This is a genomic window from Yersinia similis, assembly GCF_001053095.1.
GTDB classification, from domain to species: domain Bacteria; phylum Pseudomonadota; class Gammaproteobacteria; order Enterobacterales; family Enterobacteriaceae; genus Yersinia; species Yersinia similis.
This window is the reverse complement of sequence record NZ_CGBP01000004.1, coordinates 29630-46398: the sequence shown is the minus strand read 5'-3', so window position 1 is coordinate 46398 and position 16769 is coordinate 29630. Positions and strand designations below refer to the sequence as shown.

The following is a 16769-nucleotide window of genomic DNA, read 5'->3' as shown; positions in this document are numbered from 1 at the left end:
ATCAAGTTGTAGGGGGGCAGCCGTCTGACGGGTATCTACCCGTTAATTTTTAATCGCGTACAGCAGGGCACTATCTTGGACTTACAGGCAAGCCAATCCAGCACTTTTATACTCCGTGAACTGAGTTTTTCGGTTCCTGGTCGAACCTTATTACAGCCGCTGTCACTGACATTTCCACAAGGAAAGGTCTGTGGGTTGATCGGCCATAACGGTTCCGGTAAATCGACACTGTTAAAAATGCTGGGTCGCCATCAACCGCCATCAAGTGGTCAGGTAGTTCTCAATGATGTGCCACTTGCTCAATGGGACAGTAAGGCGTTTGCCCGCGAAGTGGCCTATTTGCCGCAGCAATTACCAGCCGCAGAAGGGATGACGGTGCGTGAATTAGTCGCCATTGGCCGTTATCCGTGGCATGGCGCGCTAGGGCGCTTTCGTCAGGAGGACCGCCAACAAGTCGAAGAGGCGATTGCACTGGTAGATTTGAAACCACTGGCTAGCCGCCTGGTGGATAGCTTGTCTGGCGGTGAGCGGCAGCGGGCTTGGTTGGCGATGATGGTGGCGCAAAACAGCCGCTGCCTGCTGCTAGATGAACCTACCTCCGCGCTGGATATTGCTCATCAGGTGGAGGTCTTGGGGCTAATTCAGCGTCTCAGCCACGAGCGTGGCCTAACCGTAATTGCCGTGTTACACGATATCAATATGGCAGCTCGTTATTGTGATCATCTAGTGGCATTGCGGGGCGGTGAAATGATCGCCCAAGGCCCGGCAGATAGCCTGATGCAGAGTGCGGTGTTAGAACAAATTTATGGTATCCCAATGGGTATTTTACCGCACCCGGCTGGCGGTGCGCCGGTAAGTTTTGTTTATTAATGAAGACACATTTACCCATGGATCTCTCTTCTTCATCGGCTTCGAATTATTTATCGGGTCCAGATTGCTTATCGGGGCCAGATTATTACCGACGTCGGCTACTGATGGCATTAACGTTATCGCCATTACTGTTCTCATTGCCCAGTCTGGTCGCGGCGGCGCCGAAGAACGATCAGCCATTACTCGATATAGACAGAGTGATCGATATCCAAAGGGATATCGATACTAAAAGGGTCGTCGCATTGGAGTGGTTACCTGTCGAATTGCTACTGGCATTGGGGGTTACACCGTTTGGTGTCGCTGATATCCATAACTATCGCCTATGGGTTGGGGAGCCTGCTCTGCCTGCGGATGTGATTAATGTCGGTCAGCGCACTGAACCCAATCTGGAATTACTACAGCAAATGGCTCCATCGCTGATCCTGCTGTCGCAGGGTTATGGCCCTTCGCCGGAGAAACTTGCGCCTATCGCGCCCACGATGAGTTTTGCGTTTAATGAACAGGGCAGTTCACCGCTGGCTGTAGGCAAAAACTCATTACAGACATTGGGGCAGCGTTTGGGATTGGCGACGGCTGCGCAACAGCATCTTGCTGATTTTGAAAATTTTATGCTGGCAGCCCGTGCGCGTTTATCTGGCGACATGCAGACTCCGTTATTAATGTTCTCTCTGTTGGATCCCCGTCATGCGTTGATTATCGGTAACGGCAGCCTGTTTCAGGATGTATTGAACATCTTGAATATTGAGAATGCCTGGCAGGGGGAGACCAATTTCTGGGGCAGTGCGGTGGTGGGTATTGAGCGTTTGGCGACGATAAAAACAGCGCGTGCGGTGTGTTTCGGCCATGGAAATAATGAAATATTACAGCAGGTTGCACGAACCCCATTATGGCAATCGCTGTCTTTTGTACGAGAAAACCAATTACGTCTCCTGCCACCGGTTTGGTTCTACGGTGCGACACTGTCAGCCATGCGCTTCGTTCGTTTACTGGAACAGGCGTGGGGGAAAGCGCCATGAGGGTTATAAGCTTACGTGAGGGCTGGCGGCTCCCCGCAGGTTTACTTGGCCTATTGGTGGCTATTGCCGTCTCCCTGACGTTTTATAACCTTAACCAATTATTACCTTCCTCTCTCTGGTCTGAAGCCCTATGGCGGCCTGATCGAGACGATGTGCGCCAGATGTTATTTCATTACAGCCAGTTACCTCGTCTAGCGGTGGCATTACTCACCGGTGCGGGGCTGGGGTTGGTAGGGGTTTTATTCCAACAAGTCCTGCGTAACCCACTGGCTGAACCGGCCACTCTGGGTGTTGCCGCCGGTGCCCAGTTAGGGCTAACAATAGCCACGTTGTGGATGTTGCCTGGTGGTGAGTTAACCCGGCAACTGGCGGCGATGATTGGTGGCATGACGGTTGGGGGGCTGGTCTTTGGCGTTGCCTGGGGGAAGCGCCTGTCACCGGTTACATTGATTTTAGCTGGTCTGGTGTTGGGGCTTTACTGTAGCGCGGTGAGTAACCTGCTGGCACTGTTCAATTATGACCAGTTACAGGGACTATTTTTGTGGAGCAGTGGTGCGCTGAATCAGCAGGATTGGAGTACGGTACAGTTTCTGTTACCGCGCTTATTGATTAGCGGCATATTGGCGGCCCTCTTGATTCGTCCGTTGACCCTATTGGGATTGGATGATGGTGTCGCTCGCAATCTGGGGTTAGGGTTGTCACTGGCTCGCCTGAGTGCGCTGGGATTGGCGATTATATTCAGCGCCATGTTGGTTAATGCGGTGGGTGTGATTGGTTTTATCGGGCTATTTGCGCCATTGTTGGCGAAAATTTTGGGGGCACGGCGGTTATCACAACGCCTTATACTGGCACCTATTGTTGGTGCATTGCTGCTATGGGTTACGGACCAGGGCATCATCTGGTTGACACAAGTCTGGCGAGAGATCCCAACCGGTGCCGCTACGGCGCTGATTGGTGCGCCATTGTTATTGTGGTTGTTACCCCGCTTACACAGTACGACTGCGCCAACCATGGATTTGGGGGACTCGGTTCCGGTAGAGCGGCAGCGTTTAGGATTATGGACCAGTGCGGGTTTGCTGCTGTTGTTGGGGGGATTGATTGTAGCGCTGATGTTTGGCCGTGATAGCCAAGGTTGGCGCTGGATAGTCGGTGATGAATTACAGGCACTGTTACATTGGCGCTGGCCACGGGTATTGGCGGCACTGGCTGCGGGTATGATGCTGGCGGTTGCGGGCACATTAATTCAAAAATTGACCGGTAACCCGATGGCTAGCCCGGAAGTGTTGGGTATCAGCTCTGGTGCGGCTTTTGGCGTGGTCATTATGCTGTTTATCGTCCCTGGTAATGCACTGGAGTGGTTGTTGCCTGCGGGGAGTTTGGGTGCTGCCATCACGCTATTGCTGATCATGGTTGTTGCTGGGCGAGGCGGGTTTTCTCCAGGCCGGATGCTATTGGCAGGGATTGCGTTGAGTACCGCTTTTACTACCGTGATCACCATGTTGCTGGCCAGTGGAGACCCACGGATGCGTGGGTTGCTGACATGGATTTCTGGCTCGACTTATTCTGTTGAAGGCTCACAAGCGTTGACGACAGGCTTAATTGCCGTGGTGTTAATAGCATTTTCTCCTTTGTGCCGCCGTTGGTTAATGATTTTGCCATTAGGCAGTGTGACCGCTAGAGCATTAGGGATGGCTCTGGCTCCCAGTCGGTTAGCGATTTTATTGTTGGCCGCTACATTGACGGCTGCGGCGACCCTGACCGTTGGGCCGTTGAGTTTTGTGGGGTTGATGGCTCCGCATATGGCCCGGATGCTGGGCTTCCGTCGTGCTATTCCGCAACTGATTATCGCGGCTATTTTGGGCGGATTATTGATGATATTAGCTGACTGGTGTGGGCGGATGCTGTTGTTCCCAAATCAGATCCCCGCAGGTCTATTAGCGACATTTATTGGGGCGCCCTATTTTGTTTATTTGCTGCGAAAACAGGGGCGGTAATTTTATCAGGCGAGTGCTCTGTTAATGTGATGCCACCGCTTTACTCTTCTGCCTTTTCTCACCGTTTCAGATCGAGTCATCGGGGTCTGTCTACAATCTGAAATCTCCTCCGGAGAGGAGATTTCCTTCTGTTTTTGGCTAAAATTCAAACAGATGTTGGATTAAAGTTTAGCAAAGCATCGACGAGCGGCATTGACGGTTTTCTGAATATCTTCGTTGCTGTGAGCCAGAGACATAAAGCCCGCTTCAAAGGCTGATGGCGCCAGATAGACACCTTCTTCCAGCATCAAATGGAAGAAGCGCTTAAAGCGCTCAACATCACAGTTCATTACATCCTTATAGCAGGTGACGGTATCAGCGTCGGTAAAGAATATGCCAAACATCCCACCGACGTGGTTAACCACCAGTGGGATATTTTCCTCTTTAGCGGCATGCAGCAGGCCAGTAGCCAGCAAGTCGGTTAATTCGGTCAGCGTTTCATAAATACCGACCTGAGAGATTTCTGTCAGGCAGGCAAAGCCAGCGGCCATAGCGATAGGGTTACCGGATAGCGTACCGGCTTGGTAAACCGGGCCAGTTGGTGCCAGTGCATCCATTACATCACGACGGCCGCCAAAAGCGCCTACTGGCATACCGCCACCAATGATTTTACCCAGACAGGTTAAATCAGGGATGACATTGTAATAATCCTGTGCGCCAGCTAATGCTACGCGAAATCCGGTCATGACTTCATCGATGATAAGCAGAGCACCAAACTCATCACACAAAGCGCGCAGACCAGGCAGGAACTCTGGCAACGGGGGAATGCAATTCATATTACCGGCTACTGGCTCAACGATAATACAAGCCACTTCTTGCGGATATTGCTCAAAGGCCTGTCGTACAGAAGCCAGATCGTTATAGGTACAGGTCAGGGTGTGTTTGGCAAAATCTGCTGGAACACCAGGTGAATTTGGCTGACCCAGTGTCAGTGCGCCTGATCCCGCTTTTACTAACAAACAATCTGCATGGCCGTGATAACAGCCTTCGAATTTAATTATCTTATCGCGGCCGGTATAGCCTCGGGCCAGACGGATGGCACTCATGGTGGCTTCGGTACCGGAGTTGACCATCCGTACCATATCCATGGTTGGCACTAAATCAGTGACCAACTGCGCCATCTTCACTTCCATCTCTGTCGGGGCGCCAAAACTCAGGCCACGTTCAACTGCTTCAATGACCGCCTGACGGATCGCAGGGTGATTATGGCCCAAGATCATCGGCCCCCAAGATCCAACATAGTCAATATAGGCTTTGCCATCTACGTCAAAGAGGTAGGCACCATCAGCTCGTTCAATAAAGAGTGGGATGCCACCAACACCTGTGAATGCACGCACCGGAGAGTTAACCCCGCCCGGGATCAACTGTTGTGCCTGGGCATACAGATTTTCGGATTTACTCATAAATTGGCTCCTGAATTGGGCTTGGCAACGTTATTCACTTTGGAAACATTATTCATCTTGGCAATTTTAGCCTCCGTAACGTCGTTCTTGTGACAACATGGGGCTTGAGAAAAGAAGAATGCAGCTTATTCTAAAGAACTGACGGCGGTTATCAAATAATTGGGCATATTTAGCTGTCAGTATGCGTAACGTGCCGCAAATAGCGATAGCCGTACATGAACACGCCTTCCTGAGCCAGATCATTTCATTGGCTATATGGCAGGCGTACCATAGGTGCGTAGACTAGACTCTGGTTACATCAAATTTGTATTACGTATTGCTTAGCTGATAAACAGATTAACTATGACTCATTCAACACAACAACTTCCTGCTGAAGGCACCGCTGAAGGTAAGCGTGGCCGCTTTATCCGTGAACTGGTTAATCGTGATAAGACACCCTTAATTATTCTTATCATGGCCGCTGTTGTCGGTGTGGTAACGGGATTATTAGGCGTGGCATTTGATCGAGGTGTCGATTGGATCCAGCAACAGCGGCTGATAGCACTGGCTAATGTAGCGGATAACGCACTCTTGGTATGGCCTCTGGCTTTTATCATGTCCGCACTACTGGCGATGATGGGCTATTTTTTGGTTCGTCGCTTTGCTCCTGAGGCTGGAGGTTCTGGGATCCCCGAAATCGAAGGGGCAATGGAGGAAATTCGTCCAGTGCGCTGGTGGCGAGTGATCCCCGTTAAATTTATTGGTGGCCTTGGGACATTGGGCGCAGGAATGGTTTTAGGCCGTGAAGGGCCAATGGTACAAATGGGGGGGAACAGTGGGCGAATGATTGTGGATATTTTTCGTTTGCGTAGCTCGGAAGCCCGTCATTCATTATTAGCAACCGGTGCTGCCGCAGGGTTGTCTGCGGCATTTAATGCCCCGCTGGCAGGGATTCTGTTTGTTATCGAAGAGATGCGTTCGCAGTTTCGCTACAGCCTGGTCTCTATTAAAGCGGTATTTGTTGGGGTGATTACCTCAACGATTGTTTACCGCTATTTTAATGGCGAACGTGCAATTATTGAGGTTGGTAAACTCAGTGATGTTCCTCTGAATACCCTCTGGCTTTACTTATTATTAGGCATTATTTTCGGTGCTGTGGGCGTCATATTCAATGCTCTTATCTTTCGAACACAAGATATGTTTGTGCGCTTTCATGGTGGTGATTGGCGTAAATTGGTTTTGATCGGAGGCTTGCTCGGGGGGATGTGCGGTTTATTAGCATTGCTTCATGGCAATGCGGTGGGCGGTGGTTTTGCATTGATCCCTATCGCGGCAGCCGGTAATTTCAGCATCGGCATGCTGTTGTTCATTTTTATCGCTCGGGTCATCACAACTTTACTGTGTTTTGGATCGGGCGCTCCAGGGGGTATATTTGCCCCAATGTTGGCATTAGGGACCATTTTGGGGACTGCATTCGGTCTGTCCTGTGCGCACTTTTTCCCACAATATGGCATCGAAGCCGGTACTTTCGCCATTGCTGGCATGGGCGCACTGTTTGCTGCCTCAGTACGCGCGCCACTGACTGGGATCGTATTGGTACTTGAAATGACGGATAATTATCAGCTTATTTTACCGATGATTGTTACTTGTTTGGGGGCGACGTTGATCGCTCAATTTATGGGAGGGAAGCCGTTATATTCGGCCATCTTAGCCCGCACATTAGCGAAACAGGAGCAAGCTTGTGCCACTGCAATGGTGCAAGAACCGGCGGTTGAAAGTGACCCACAAACAGGCAGATAATATAACATTAGCCCTGAGTACTTGAATGAAATACTCAGGTATTAGATAATCGAGCCATAGATCAGGCTGCCATTGTAGTAACCTGCAACTCGAACACCGGTTGGGAGTGATGAGTATGAGCAACGAAACAGTACTGCCCCTACAGTTTACCGAGGCAGCGGCAAAGAAAGTTAAACTACTGATTTCTGATGAGGAAAACCCGAATCTGAAACTGCGTGTTTACATTACTGGTGGTGGATGTAGCGGGTTCCAATATGGTTTTACTTTTGATGATCAGGTTAATGATGGTGATATGACCATTGAAAAACAAGGTGTTGAGCTGGTTGTTGACCCAATGAGCCTGCAATATTTAGTTGGCGGTGCCGTGGATTATACTGAAGGGCTGGAAGGTTCTCGTTTTATCGTGACTAACCCTAATGCAAAGAGTACTTGCGGGTGTGGTTCTTCTTTCAGTATCTAATTTACCCTGCGTCCTTGGCGCTACAGCGGTGTTAGCCGCACTCACTTACCCGAATCACTGACCTGTCGTTGGTTTTATATAAATAAGCTCATCGGGACGCGTTCGTTTGCTGCCTTGCTGTAACGCCAATGACTTTGGGCATAAACCTGCCAGCAAAGTACCGCTAAAACCAAAGCATCGCTAAAAAACCGCTACCATGTGAATGGCCGCGGTTTTTTATACTCAAAGATGGTTATTCGGCAGTAATATCTCAATGCTCTATTTCGAAGGTTGGTAATTTTAAATGCCAACGGATTGCGGCGAGCCGAATACCGAGGGTTATCACCATACCTAACATCATGGCTTGCTGTAATGGCATGTTAAATGTATAGAAAGCGGTGGCATGTACTATCCCGCCAATGATACAGGCCGTCGCATAAATCTCAGTACGCAGGATCATCGGGATCTCACGGGCCAAGACGTCGCGGATAATTCCACCACCGACACCGGTTATTACGCCCATACAGATAGCGACTAATGGGCTGGCATCAGCGGCAAAAGCTTTATTAACCCCGATACCGACGAATACCGCTAAACCAATCGCATCCAACACTGGCAGGATCCATTTCGCCGTGCGCCTGGGTTGACGCACCAGTACGATGGTTGCCAGACACGTCACCATGGCGACGACCAGATCGGTGGGATCCTTCACCCAAAATACCGGGCCATTGGCTAGTGCCATGTCACGGATCGTGCCACCACCGACGGCAGTAACCACCCCCAGAACCAGTACGCCAAATGGATCCATACGTAGTTTTCCTGCCAGTAATACACCAGAGATAGCAAATACCGCAGTACCTAAGATATCCAGCCAATAAACCAGCATTAATGTGACTCCGCTACGGGGGGTGGAATACTGGCCATTTGTTGGCACAGCTGTTGAGCGGCCAGCAGAATACGTGGGCTGGCACGATTAAACCAGTCTTCATTCAGGGCGATAACCGGTACCGCAAGCTGAGGCAACCAAAAGGCGGTGACGTTATCGACTTGTGACTGCGTACCGCTCACCACGATGATCTGCGGCTTACGTGTCATAACTTGCTCACGGCTGACTTGTGGCCAGGGAACCCGGCTGTCGGCAAAAATATTCTCTCCACCACAGAGTGAAATGACTTCATTCTGCAAAGTGTGTCCAGAGCTGGTAAACAGTGGCTGAGTACCAAATTGCAAAAAGGTACGCTTTGGCTGACTGCTGGCATAGCGGTCACGCAGGGTGTTGACTTGTTGGCGGAATTGTTCGGCAGCCTGATGTGCCTGTTCAGGTCGCGGACTGTATTGCGCTAACTTATCCAGATCGCTGGCAATCTGATCGATATGCGTGGGGTCAGAGTAGAAGATCGGAATACCCAATGCTGCTAATTGATCCAGCGGCCGCTGTGGATTCCCCCCACGCCAGGCGAGGATCAGATCAGGTTTTAATGCCAGAATACGCTCAATGTTAATGCCTTGCCACGACGCCACATGTTCTAACTTTTTAGCCGATTCCGGGTAATCAGAGTACGCGCTGACCGCGACCAGTTTATCGCCCAAACCTGCAGCATAAGCCAACTCAGTGGTGCTGGGCGATAAACTGATAACCCGTTCGGCAGCCAGTGCTGGGAGTGTTAGCAGGCTAATCAGTAACACAGCGGCTACGTGTGGCAGAGGAAAAAGACCCCGTGGCATCATTAACTGCGTTGCGCCAAGGTGGTTAACATGGCTTCGATCATTAGGGTCGATTGCTTCGCCGCAACCACCAGGAACTCTTCAAAGCTTAGGTGAGATGCTTGATCGGCGACATCAGAAATAGCTCGGACTACAACAAAGGGGGTATTAAACAGGTAGCAAACGTGGCCGATAGCCGCGGCTTCCATTTCAACTGCCGCCACCGTTGGGAAGGCCGCACGAATGCGTGCTAAAGGCTCGGCCCCATTAATGAAAGCATCACCGCTACAAATCAGGCCACGGACTGCATTGAGTTTTAATTGTTGAATGCAATTCTCTGCCAGTGCGATCAAATCTTCATCTGCAACGAAGGCGGCTGGGCAACCCGCCATTTGGCCTGGCTCATAGCCGAAGGCGGTTACATCTGCGTCGTGATAGCGGACTTCATTGGAGACAACGATATCACCCACTTTGAGGGTAGAGGCCAGGCCGCCCGCGGAACCGGTGTTGATCACGATATCCGGTTGGCAATGTTCTAGCAGCAGAGTGGTTCCCATTGCCGCGGCAACCTTACCTATGCCCGATTTCAGTAATGCGACATCAATACCGTTTATCTGACCGGTATAAATTTCACAACCCGCACGTGCCAATGTTTGACGGTTTTCAATCCGGTCACGCAGCAATGTTACTTCTTCTTCCATGGCGCCAATAATGCCTACTTTCATATGGATACTCGCTGATTTTAAAGGGAGGGATTAACCTGTCATTTCTCGCTGCGTAGCTTATCAGGTAAGAACATATTCGGGCAATTCGCTGTCATTAATGCGTAATGTGCCGCACTTCATGCGTAATCCATTGCATCTACTGCCACTAATAGGTATCACTGTTGGTAAGTGCATGGTTTTGAATACAGAATATTTTTGACTACAAGATGAATTTGAATGCAGGATGCTTTTGAATACAGGATAGTCTTGATATAGATAGCCAGGGGGAAATATGTCCGGGATCGACTTTAAGCAGAAAATAAGTTTCCAGCGGCCTTTTAGTAAGCCCAGTTCAGCAGAAGATGAATATGAAATAACAAGGGTATTTGAAAGTGATCGTGGGCGGATTGTTAATTCTGCTGCTATCCGGCGTCTGCAACAAAAAACGCAAGTATTCCCGCTGGAGCGCAATGCCGCCGTTCGTAGCCGATTAACGCATTCGCTGGAAGTACAACAAGTCGGGCGTTATATCGCTAAAGAGATCCTGAACCGTTTTAAGCAAGATAAAAAAATCACCGCTTACGGTTTGGATAAGTTACTCGATCCTTTTGAAAGTATTGTTGAAATGGCCTGTCTGATGCATGACATTGGTAACCCGCCATTTGGTCATTTCGGTGAGTCAGCGATCAATGATTGGTTTACAAAACGGATGGATCCTAACGGCGGCAGCGGTTCTGAGCCACAAAGCGCGGATCAATGCCAGGTAGAGGTGCTGAAGCTACGTGAGGGAGAAACCGAGCTTAATATTCTGCGCAGTAAAATTCGTCATGACCTTAGCCAGTTTGAGGGCAACGCTCAGGCTATTCGTCTGGTTCACAGTTTATTAAAACTGAATCTGACCTATGCTCAGGTGGGCTGTATTCTTAAATATACTAAGCCTGCTTATTGGTCAGCACCTATTCCAGCGTCCCATAACTATTTGATGAAAAAACCCGGCTTCTATCTGGCAGAGGAAAATTACGTCAAAGAACTACGCCGCGAACTCAATATGGAGGAGTTTGACCGTTTTCCACTGACCTATATTATGGAAGCCGCCGATGATATTTCTTACTGTATAGCCGATTTAGAAGATGCAGTAGAAAAAAATATTTTCAGTGTCGAACAACTCTATGATCATATGAGCCAAGAGTGGGGTACCGTTGCTCCGGGGGATCTGTTTGATAAAGTCGTGGGGGCCGCTTTTCGTCAATTAGGCCGCGAGCAAGGCAGGCGTAGCTCAGAAGACCAGTTCTTTATGTATCTACGGGTAAATACCGTGGGGAAATTAGTCCCTCATGCCGCACAACGCTTTATTGAAAATTTACCTGCCGTTTTTTCAGGATCTTTTAACCAGGCATTGTTAGAAGATTCCAGTGCCGCTTGTAAATTATTGCAAATTTTCAAACGTGTCGCAGTAAAACATGTATTTAACCACCCAGAAGTTGAACAGCTTGAATTACAAGGATATAGAGTAATCAGTGGATTGCTTGATATTTATAGCCCGCTATTAGCAATGCCAGAAACAGCCTTTACACAATTAGTTGCAGATGATAGCCACCGTAAGTATCCAATTGAAACACGGTTATTTCATAAATTATCGATTAAACATCGGTTAGCTTATGCTGAATCCGCAGAAAGAATCCGTAATTTACCGTCCGAACAATATGAGATATATGAATATTATTATCGTGCGCGGTTAATTCAGGATTATATCAGTGGTATGACCGATCTTTATGCTTATGATGAATACCGGCGTTTAATGGCTGCGGAATAGTATGCAAGAAAGTTGAATTGTCCGTTTAATTAATTATAGTTTTGTAAAGACGGACAATATTTTTTACTCTTAATTTTCTTGGCCCTATGAACTTCATCCCCCATATTTAATCTTACTAGGCAAGACGGCGTACGGTATTAGTCGGCCACATAGCCGCTATTTATTCATTTTTAATTGTATAGTGAGAACGCGAATATATGAAAAAAACAACTTTAGTATTAAGTGCATTGGCATTGAGCATTGGTTTCGCCATGGGCCCGGTTTCTTCCGCCGTTGCGGCAGAGACGGCAGCATCGAGTAGCCAGCAGCTCCCTAGCCTGGCGCCAATGCTAGAGAAAGTAATGCCTTCAGTTGTCAGTATCAACGTTGAAGGTAGTGCGCCTGTAAGCAGTGCTGGTGCGCGCGGTATGCCACCACAATTCCAGCAGTTCTTTGGTGATGATTCGCCATTCTGTCAGGACGGTTCACCGTTCCAAGGCTCTCCAATGTGTCAAGGGGGGCTGGGCGGATTAGGGCAGGGAATACCAAGTAAGCGGGAATTCCGTTCGCTTGGTTCCGGTGTCATTATTGATGCGGGCAAGGGGTATGTCGTTACCAATAACCACGTGGTCGATAATGCGAACAAGATCAGCGTAAAACTGAGCGATGGCCGCAGTTTTGATGCCAAGGTGATCGGTAAAGATCCACGTACCGATATCGCGCTGTTACAACTGAAAGACGCTAAAAATCTGACTGCGATTAAGATTGCCAATTCGGATCAACTGCGAGTCGGTGACTATACCGTGGCTATCGGGAACCCGTATGGCTTGGGTGAAACCGTGACATCCGGTATTGTCTCTGCTTTAGGGCGCAGTGGTTTGAATGTAGAAAACTATGAAAACTTTATCCAGACTGATGCGGCGATTAACCGCGGTAATTCCGGCGGCGCATTAATCAATCTGAACGGTGAGTTGATTGGTATTAACACCGCTATTCTGGCTCCGGATGGCGGCAACATTGGTATTGGCTTTGCTATCCCAAGCAACATGGTGAAGAACCTAACATCACAGATGGTTGAGTTTGGTCAGGTAAAACGCGGTGAACTGGGCATTATGGGGACCGAGCTAAACTCTGAACTGGCAAAAGCCATGAAGGTTGATGCGCAGAAAGGTGCCTTTATTAGTCAGGTTGTACCTAAATCTGCTGCGGCAAAAGCGGGTATCAAAGCGGGCGATATTATTGTCAGTATGAATGGGAAAGCTATCAACAGTTTTGCAGGGTTCCGCGCCGAGATCGGCACGCTACCTGTTGGCAGCAAAATGACCTTGGGTCTGCTGCGTGATGGCAAACCCATCAATGTGGATGTCGTACTGGAGCAGAGCAGCCACAGTCAGGTGGAATCCGGCAATCTCTACACCGGTATTGAGGGGGCTGAACTGAGCAACAGCGACGTTAGCGGTAAGAAAGGGGTGAAAGTTGATAGCGTAAAACCAGGCACTGCTGCGGCGCGTATCGGCCTGAAAAAAGGTGACATCATCATGGGGATTAACCAGCAACCAGTCCAAAACCTGGGTGAGCTGCGGAAAATCCTCGATGCCAAACCACCGGTATTGGCGTTGAATATTCAACGTGGTGACACTTCACTCTATTTATTGATGCAGTAAAGTATTGATGCAGTAAAGTATTGATGCAGTAACGGGTATCAATGCAGTAAATATTATGTAGGTCCCGTGTGATTTCCATCTAACTCAAGGGCACAGTTCACCTCGCTGTGCCCTTTTTGGTTTTCTATTTCCACAAGCGTTCGAGGGTATCACTCTGTACGTAAATAGGTTTTAGCCGCTTCGCTGACATTTTCTATCTCATCCAGTAACTCAAGCCACTCGGGTTCTAAATCCTGCAAATTAACCTGCTGACGCAACTGTAGTTCAATAGTCATGCACAGTTGTCTGAGGCGTGGCACACCGCTACAGGCGCAACTGCCATGGAATTTATGCACCAAATTCAGAATATCATCATCGTCAGCCCCTGCCAGAATCGCCTGCACACGGGAGGTAATCAGCGGCATAAATTCTAGCAACATGGTTAAGAGATCCCGTGCCAGATCTTCTTTATTGGCGGCTTGCCTGACAGCCTGTGCCCAATCTATGACCCCAGAACCTTTAGGCACGGGAAGTGGCAGGCTTTCTGCTGTAGATGCTGTAGATGCTGTAGATAATGGCGGATTATCGCTTTGATAACGGGAGAGTACCTGTAACAGCCGTGCTTCATCAATAGGCTTTGCCAGATAATCTGCCATACCCAATCTTAACAGTTGCTCTTGCTGGCCTTTAACGGCATGGGCGGTGACCGCAATGATTGGTGTATCTTGGTGATGCGGTATCTGGTGAATAATTTCACTGGCACGGATACCATCGATTTCCGGCATTTGAATATCCATTAAAATGATATCCAGAGTGTGATCACGCGCATAGGTGATCGCCTTGGCACCGCTATCGCACAGCACCGTTTCCTCAATTTGCTCTTCAAGCAGGGTACCTATTAGCTTCAGATTCGCAGGGTTGTCGTCAACAGCCATCACCCTGAAAGGTAACTTTGGTTGCCTACGTGGCTGCTCCTCTGGTAGCACTTTGCTATGAGTGTCCTCGGCTAAGAGTAAAGGGATAAGCCTGCTAGATGATATGGGTTTCAGCAGGCAACTTTTGGCTCCGATTTGTTTAAGTTGCTCGGCTTCTACTTGTGATTGGCTTGGTAGCGCCAAGATGACATGATCGGCAATTTTTAGTGCTGTTAGCAATTTATCCTGATGAATTGCCATGTTATTTCTAAATGGGATTGGTACCCCGACCAGCAGGAAATCATAATGTTGTTCAGGTAACTGAGCTAAAGCCTGACGATGAGTCACCTGCAATGGTGTGGTGTTGAGTATATTTATCGTTGCTCTTGCCGCCGTAGAATTACGCTCAATATAAGCCAGCTGTTTCCCCTCTAAATGCGCCATATCAGGCTGGCGATAAGGGATACTCTCGTTAAGTTCTAATGTGAGGTGGAATCTGAAGATTGAACCGCAACCCATCTGGCTTTGGAAACTGATATTACCGCCCATTTCTTTCACTAACCGTTCTGTAATCACCAGGCCAAGCCCGGTCCCCCCATGGCGTCGAGAGGTACTGGCATCCGCCTGACGGAAAGCCTGGAATAGCTGTGCTTGCTGGGATTCGGAAATACCGATACCGGTATCATGGATCTCTACCATTAAGGTCACTTGCTGCGATGCAGTAGCCTTCACGACGACCAAAATATCAATATTGCCTTCTTCGGTGAATTTAATCGCATTACCCAGCAAGTTAGTGACGATTTGCTGCAAACGCATGGCATCACCTAACACTTGGTCTGGCACGTCATTATTGATATGTAACGTCAGCTCTAGCCCTTTTTCATGAGCCGTATGTGCCAGCAAAATAATGACTTCATCTAACGTTCCACGTAGCGAAAAGGGAATATGCTCAAGTATCAGTTTATCGGCTTCCAGTTTGGAGAAATCCAGTACATCGTTAATGATGCATAACAGGTTGTTAGCCGAACGCTGGATGGTTTGTAAATAGTCAGTTTGCGTAGGTGTCAGCGAGGTTTTCAGTGTTTGTCGGGTAAAACCAATTACCCCATTTAGTGGTGTACGCAGCTCATGGGACATATTGGCCAGGAACTCCGATTTAATTCGAGAGGCTTCTTGAGCACGCTTTTTCGCCAGCCCCAGCTCCACATTCTGGATTTCCATTTGTTCGAGTGTTTCGCGCAAGTCCGATGTCGCTTGATCAATATTCTGCTGCATCTCTTCATGATAGGCCGCGAGTGACATCGCCATTGAATTGATACCATTTTTAAGAATATCCAGTTCCCCGAGCATATGGCCTTCAACCCGGCTGTCTAATTGCCCGCGACGAATACGGTCGACGGTATTGACCATGTTGCGGATAGGGCCGGTGACATCTCGCATCAGGCGGTAAGCAAATAAAATGGCTACACACATACAGAACAGCAGTAGCAACGTTGAAATGAATATTTCTTTATATTGTTTCAGGCGTACTGATTGTAAATCCAAATCAATGGCGATATAGCCCAGTATATGGTCACTTTCCCCCTGTCCGGATGCTTGCTCACTGGATAAATTAGATTCAGAGACAATGGGCATTCGTAGGATCAGCGAATCCCCACGATACGAAAGCATCAGAGAGTCGGGGATGGGCTCGCCTTGAGGGAGTCTTAATTGTGAGGAATTGTAATTGTAGTTGGATGTAACAAAAAGCTTATTATCTACGTCAAAAACAGATATTGACCGAACAATATTCGAGTGACGACGGTGTAGTAGGTTAATCAGCTGTCGGACGGTGTCGCGGTTTCGGAAACTCATGCCGTATTCGCTGGCAACGGCCAACGGTTCAATAATATTGGTCCCTGCGCTAACTATTTGGTTTTGCAATTCATTATAGCGATTGACCATAAAGGATGTACTGAGTAACAGCCCAAGAAGCAGCGTGGGAGCCAAGATTAAAATCATCATGCGCGCGCGAAGACTGTATTTGGTCATGGTATTCCAATGTGGGAGAATGAGTCGCTAATGAAACTGATGCTTGATCAATCAATGTGGTGCAATTCTACTCTCCAAACAGGCGTGTGACGACCCGGTAAACCATAACTGTGACAGTATATTTTCTTGGCCCCTTTACTTTGGTGGGGCACACCATCAGGGAGTGATCGTTTTTATCCCTGATATCTTACCGGGAGAGCAAGTTTATCTTGCTGCTGGCGGCGTGTTTGGTAAACCTTTGAGGGTGAAGGAGTTGCGGCGTTTGTCACTAATGGGCTGTATAATGCGTTAAGCAATAATTTACCCAATGCGCCATGTTTTATCAGGAGTGGGTTATCGTCTTGCTCAGGTGCGTATGTTGGATATGTTCCCGCACACCGGGCATCTTGAATCTATGGCGCTGTTTATTCAAGCGTTAGAGGTCGCAAAGTAGGGAGAAGT

13 protein-coding genes are annotated in these 16769 nt (G+C 48.6%); 8 read left to right on the top strand and 5 right to left on the bottom strand.

All coding sequences use genetic code 11. The features are described from left to right. Positions 1-75 precede the first annotated feature (75 nt). The 3 genes from fhuC to fhuB all read left to right on the top strand — a co-directional run bounded on the left by fhuC (position 76) and on the right by fhuB (position 3880). On the top strand, positions 76-870 hold the full coding sequence (gene fhuC / locus AC971_RS04570) for a Fe3+-hydroxamate ABC transporter ATP-binding protein FhuC (protein ID WP_025382640.1): 795 nt from the start codon (positions 76-78) through the stop codon (positions 868-870). Between the two features lie 104 nt (positions 871-974). Then, positions 975-1886 (top strand): Fe(3+)-hydroxamate ABC transporter substrate-binding protein FhuD, encoded by a 912-nt coding sequence (fhuD, locus tag AC971_RS04565; RefSeq protein ID WP_025382641.1) that lies wholly within the window; start codon positions 975-977, stop codon positions 1884-1886. Then, entirely contained in the window at positions 1883-3880 is a 1998-nt protein-coding gene (gene fhuB, locus AC971_RS04560; protein WP_025382642.1) for a Fe(3+)-hydroxamate ABC transporter permease FhuB, read from the top strand. Before fhuD ends, fhuB begins: the two co-directional genes overlap by 4 nt. A gap of 161 nt (positions 3881-4041) precedes the next feature. On the opposite strand, the gene hemL is transcribed toward fhuB, so the two are convergent. Continuing rightward, entirely contained in the window at positions 4042-5322 is a 1281-nt protein-coding gene (gene hemL, locus AC971_RS04555; RefSeq protein ID WP_025382643.1) for a glutamate-1-semialdehyde 2,1-aminomutase, read from the bottom strand. Positions 5323-5664: 342 nt separating this feature from the next. Between hemL and clcA the strand changes: the two genes are divergently transcribed. Together clcA and erpA are read left to right on the top strand one after the other, a co-directional pair. Beyond that, positions 5665-7101, top strand: a complete 1437-nt coding sequence (clcA, locus tag AC971_RS04550) for a H(+)/Cl(-) exchange transporter ClcA (RefSeq protein ID WP_025382644.1) — start codon at positions 5665-5667, stop codon at positions 7099-7101. Between the two features lie 115 nt (positions 7102-7216). Further along, positions 7217-7561: an iron-sulfur cluster insertion protein ErpA gene (gene erpA, locus AC971_RS04545; RefSeq protein WP_002209365.1), complete on the top strand. Its 345-nt coding sequence runs from the start codon at positions 7217-7219 to the stop codon at positions 7559-7561. A gap of 250 nt (positions 7562-7811) precedes the next feature. On the opposite strand, the gene AC971_RS04540 is transcribed toward erpA, so the two are convergent. Genes AC971_RS04540 through mtnN form a run of 3 tightly spaced genes read right to left on the bottom strand, consistent with a single transcriptional unit; the run spans position 7812 to position 9969 of the window. After that, positions 7812-8426 carry a TRIC cation channel family protein gene (locus AC971_RS04540; RefSeq protein WP_002209366.1) on the bottom strand — a complete coding sequence of 205 codons (615 nt, stop codon included), beginning with the start codon at positions 8424-8426 and terminating at the stop codon, positions 7812-7814. Beyond that, the gene (btuF, locus tag AC971_RS04535; protein ID WP_025382645.1) at positions 8426-9268 is read right to left on the bottom strand and encodes a vitamin B12 ABC transporter substrate-binding protein BtuF; all 843 of its coding nucleotides are present in this window, start codon (positions 9266-9268) and stop codon (positions 8426-8428) included. Before btuF ends, AC971_RS04540 begins: the two co-directional genes overlap by 1 nt. Next, positions 9268-9969 carry a 5'-methylthioadenosine/S-adenosylhomocysteine nucleosidase gene (gene mtnN / locus AC971_RS04530; protein ID WP_025382646.1) on the bottom strand — a complete coding sequence of 234 codons (702 nt, stop codon included), beginning with the start codon at positions 9967-9969 and terminating at the stop codon, positions 9268-9270. The genes btuF and mtnN overlap by 1 nt, the downstream gene beginning before the upstream one ends. 271 nt (positions 9970-10240) lie before the next feature. Here mtnN and dgt point away from each other — a divergent pair, with 271 nt between their 5' ends. Together dgt and degP are read left to right on the top strand one after the other, a co-directional pair. Next, positions 10241-11761 carry a dGTPase gene (gene dgt / locus AC971_RS04525; protein WP_025382647.1) on the top strand — a complete coding sequence of 507 codons (1521 nt, stop codon included), beginning with the start codon at positions 10241-10243 and terminating at the stop codon, positions 11759-11761. A gap of 197 nt (positions 11762-11958) precedes the next feature. Next, positions 11959-13404: a serine endoprotease DegP gene (gene degP / locus AC971_RS04520; protein ID WP_025382648.1), complete on the top strand. Its 1446-nt coding sequence runs from the start codon at positions 11959-11961 to the stop codon at positions 13402-13404. A gap of 149 nt (positions 13405-13553) precedes the next feature. Here the strand turns inward: degP and barA are convergent, their stop codons facing one another. After that, positions 13554-16328 (bottom strand): two-component sensor histidine kinase BarA, encoded by a 2775-nt coding sequence (barA, locus tag AC971_RS04515; protein ID WP_025382649.1) that lies wholly within the window; start codon positions 16326-16328, stop codon positions 13554-13556. Between the two features lie 307 nt (positions 16329-16635). On the opposite strand from barA, the gene AC971_RS04510 reads away from it, so the two are divergent. After that, positions 16636-16761: a 23S rRNA methyltransferase gene (locus AC971_RS04510; RefSeq protein WP_025382650.1), complete on the top strand. Its 126-nt coding sequence runs from the start codon at positions 16636-16638 to the stop codon at positions 16759-16761. Positions 16762-16769: the final 8 nt, after the last annotated feature.

What these genes read in the sequence shown, in the direction of transcription:
- barA (WP_025382649.1), bottom strand. Translation starts at nt 16,328, where the DNA reads ATGACCAAATACAGTCTTCGCGCGCGCATGATGATTTTAATCTTGGCT.
- mtnN (WP_025382646.1), bottom strand. Translation starts at nt 9,969, where the DNA reads ATGAAAGTAGGCATTATTGGCGCCATGGAAGAAGAAGTAACATTGCTG.
- hemL (WP_025382643.1), bottom strand. Translation starts at nt 5,322, where the DNA reads ATGAGTAAATCCGAAAATCTGTATGCCCAGGCACAACAGTTGATCCCG.
- clcA (WP_025382644.1), top strand. Translation starts at nt 5,665, where the DNA reads ATGACTCATTCAACACAACAACTTCCTGCTGAAGGCACCGCTGAAGGT.
- AC971_RS04540 (WP_002209366.1), bottom strand. Translation starts at nt 8,426, where the DNA reads ATGCTGGTTTATTGGCTGGATATCTTAGGTACTGCGGTATTTGCTATC.
- fhuB (WP_025382642.1), top strand. Translation starts at nt 1,883, where the DNA reads ATGAGGGTTATAAGCTTACGTGAGGGCTGGCGGCTCCCCGCAGGTTTA.
- degP (WP_025382648.1), top strand. Translation starts at nt 11,959, where the DNA reads ATGAAAAAAACAACTTTAGTATTAAGTGCATTGGCATTGAGCATTGGT.
- AC971_RS04510 (WP_025382650.1), top strand. Translation starts at nt 16,636, where the DNA reads ATGCGCCATGTTTTATCAGGAGTGGGTTATCGTCTTGCTCAGGTGCGT.
- erpA (WP_002209365.1), top strand. Translation starts at nt 7,217, where the DNA reads ATGAGCAACGAAACAGTACTGCCCCTACAGTTTACCGAGGCAGCGGCA.
- dgt (WP_025382647.1), top strand. Translation starts at nt 10,241, where the DNA reads ATGTCCGGGATCGACTTTAAGCAGAAAATAAGTTTCCAGCGGCCTTTT.
- btuF (WP_025382645.1), bottom strand. Translation starts at nt 9,268, where the DNA reads ATGATGCCACGGGGTCTTTTTCCTCTGCCACACGTAGCCGCTGTGTTA.
- fhuD (WP_025382641.1), top strand. Translation starts at nt 975, where the DNA reads ATGGCATTAACGTTATCGCCATTACTGTTCTCATTGCCCAGTCTGGTC.